This is a genomic window from Bartonella fuyuanensis, assembly GCF_014197255.1.
In the GTDB taxonomy this organism is placed as follows: domain Bacteria; phylum Pseudomonadota; class Alphaproteobacteria; order Rhizobiales; family Rhizobiaceae; genus Bartonella; species Bartonella fuyuanensis.
In genome coordinates this window covers 1-3072 of record NZ_JACIFE010000049.1, presented here as the reverse complement: position 1 = coordinate 3072, position 3072 = coordinate 1, and the positions used below count along the sequence as shown (strand labels likewise).

The 3072-nt window shown below is 37.8% G+C and carries 3 protein-coding genes and 1 pseudogene; all 4 read left to right on the top strand.

The features are described from left to right. Positions 1-462 (top strand): annotated as a pseudogene (locus GGR08_RS07685) (DUF3987 domain-containing protein); the annotation flags it as partial. Positions 463-1132: 670 nt separating this feature from the next. Beyond that, on the top strand, positions 1133-1339 hold the full coding sequence (locus GGR08_RS07680; RefSeq protein ID WP_183194720.1) for a PDDEXK family nuclease: 207 nt from the start codon (positions 1133-1135) through the stop codon (positions 1337-1339). Positions 1340-1495: 156 nt separating this feature from the next. Then, entirely contained in the window at positions 1496-2662 is a 1167-nt protein-coding gene (locus GGR08_RS07675) for a tyrosine-type recombinase/integrase (protein ID WP_183194719.1), read from the top strand. 207 nt (positions 2663-2869) lie between these two features. Continuing rightward, the gene (locus GGR08_RS07670) at positions 2870-3070 is read left to right on the top strand and encodes a helix-turn-helix transcriptional regulator (RefSeq protein ID WP_007347209.1); all 201 of its coding nucleotides are present in this window, start codon (positions 2870-2872) and stop codon (positions 3068-3070) included. The last annotated feature ends 2 nt before the right edge of the window (positions 3071-3072 follow it).

The following is a 3072-nucleotide window of genomic DNA, read 5'->3' as shown; positions in this document are numbered from 1 at the left end:
AGAAGCCAAAGAGAACAACCTTTCTGAAAGCTTACAAGCACATCTTTTGAAAATGCCTAAAACCATAGTAAGTCTTGCGTTGATTTTTGAATTAACCGAAGGGGGGCGTTTTGAAATCAATAAAGATGCCCTTTAAACAACCTTGCGATGGGAAAAATATTTGTTAAGTCATATCAAAAGGCTCTATGCGGCGGCGAATAGCTTAGCAACAGAGGGGGCAAAATTGATTGTCGAGCGCTGTGATCATTTACCCGATGTTTTTACAGCAAGGGATGTTTATAAACGTGATTGGAAATGTTTAAAAGACAAAGAAGCTGTGAAGCAAGCTTTAGAGCTCTTATGTCGCTTCAGTCATATTCGTCAACAGGTGTAATAGCAAGCGAAAATAGCGCACAAGGCGGTCGCCCTACCATACGCTATGAATGGCATCCGTTCGTCAAAAACAACAGCATCAAGCAATGAAGCCATTGTAATTTTTTGTTATCCTTAAAACCTTCAAAGATCTTATCGTACCAACAAAAGGTTTACGAAGTATCTTTGAGGGTTTTTATTTTATCATTTTTTAAAGAAGAAACATACAAAGGTTCTTTTAACCTTGTGTCAAAGATATCCAAAACACAACCTCTATAGGTTTTGACGGGGTTTTGAGTTTTGAGGGTTGCTCCTTTTAGATAAAAAAACGTTAAAAATTAAAAATGTTATTTTTCAATATGTTAATATTTTACAGATCTTAAAAAAACAACTCATATTGATAACACAACCTATAAATTCAACTAATAATATACGTTTTGAAGGGGTTTTGACGATTTTTACACCTTCAAAACCTATAAGGAAAATGATTCATAAAACTTATCAAAATACTCATTCTGATATTTTAAAGCCCATAGTACATTTAATCTTGATTAACCCATGAAACGAACAGCAAATTTCACTACTTTGCTGATCTTATTCCATGTCATGGGCTGTGGATAACCTCTCTTTATAAACTTCATTTTTAAGTAGTTTATGGGCATTTAGCACCCTTTTCTTATTGTACTATTGCTATTTGTTCTAAATAGATCTAGCAGATTCTCTTTAAAGTTTTTTGACACTGATAGATCAACACTCATAAAGCGGTGGGGTTTTATTATAAATGCTTCAATCTCAGAACAAAACGCTTCCTTTACGTTCTCTCTTACAATCCTATCGTGAACAGACAACTTCAAATACTCTACGAGGGAAAGTGTTTGAAGATTTTGTGACAAAATATCTTATGCATGACCCTCTCCACTATGGGCGATATGAAAAAGTTGAGAGCTATTATGAATGGGCAACAAGCGTTCAAGGCATTGATTTATAATCATAATCTAGCGTTATTCATATTGAATGAGAACCCTGAATAACGTAAGATTCTCTCATCTTAAATCTGTGTATCTTGAATCAATCAAAATCACTTGCTTGCACGTCACAAGCGGGGTTGATGTGTGGGTAAAAACTATAGCAGAAAGGAGTAAAAATGGTTCTTATGAATCGTCTTAATGCAAGGGCTGTCTCAACATTGGGAGCTGGCAAATATAATGATGGTGCCGGCTTGCTTCTCCATAAGCGTAAAGATGGTGGTGCTCAATGGCTTTATCGTTATACCATTCATGGTCGGCGCCGTGAAATGGGCTTGGGTGCCTTGCGAGATGTTTCTTTAAAACAAGCCCGTGAATTGGCAACAGGATGGCGGGCTGTTTTACGTGAAGGGCGTGACCCTATTAAAGAACGTGAAAAACAAAAGCGTGAGGCAATAAGCAATCTTCATTATTTAAAAGATATTGCTTTAGAGGCTTTTGAAAGTCGTAAAGCTGAATTAAAAGGGGATGGTAAAGATGGGCGTTGGTTTTCGCCTTTACAACTTCATATTCTCCCTAAATTAGGCTGTATGCCCGTTTCAGAGATTACACAAACAGAGATACGCAATACCCTTGCCCCTATTTGGCATACAAAAGCTGCAACAGCTAATAGAGCTCTTATCCGTCTTAATCTTTGTCTCAAACATGCGGCTGCCTTAGGTTTGGATGTTGATTTACAGGCAACAGATAAAGCAAAAGCGCTCTTAGGCAAACAACGCCATAAGGTTATTAATAGACCAGCGATGGATTGGAAAGATGTCCCTGCCTTTTATCAGTCACTCTGTAAAACACAAAACATAACACAACTGCCTTTGCGTTTGCTTATTCTGACAGGCGTTCGTACCAATCCTTTACGTCATATTCATAAAGACCAGATTGATGGGGATATATGGACCATACCTGCTGAAAATATGAAAGGAAAGCGTGATACAACAAAAGAATTTCGCGTCCCCTTATCATTAGAGGCATTAGACATTTTAAAGCAAGCGCGCGGGCTTTCTCGCAATGATTTCTTTTTTTCTGCTAAAGGTCGCGGTCCCCTCGCTGAGAAGTGTATGTATATTTACATGAGAAATAATAACCTTGAAGCCTGCCCGCATGGCTTTCGTTCTAGTTTACGCAATTGGCTCGCTGAAACAACCGATGCCCCCTATGAGGTCGCTGAAACTATTCTAAGTCATACAGTCGGGGGGCAAGTAGAACGTGCCTATCGTCGTACTGACTATCTAGAACAACGCCGTGTCTATATGGATAAATGGGCGGCTTATGTCACCGGTCAATCTTAAGATATGGGGTGCATAACCCCATGATCTGTGGATAACTTTCTCTCTCTTCCCTCTCATTCCCTCTCAATTAGACTCATAATTTATCACATGAGAATTTATATGATAAAATATTGTTTTCTATAAATAAAACATCTTTCTAAATAAACCAAAATGTGGTTAATAAATGGTTATAGTTTGTTTTCTTTTTTATAGTGAAAGGATTTTAGAATGACAGAAAATGATATTCTTTTAACAGACCGTGAAAGTGCAAAATTGCTTCATATGAGTGTCTCAACTTTCCGCCGTCATGTTACCAATGGCTCTCTCCCAAAACCTTTAAAATTTGGTTTTTTATCCCGTTGGTTACAATCAGATCTTTTGAATGTCATCGAGCAAGCGAAACAGCAACGTCAAAGTGACGCGGCATAAAA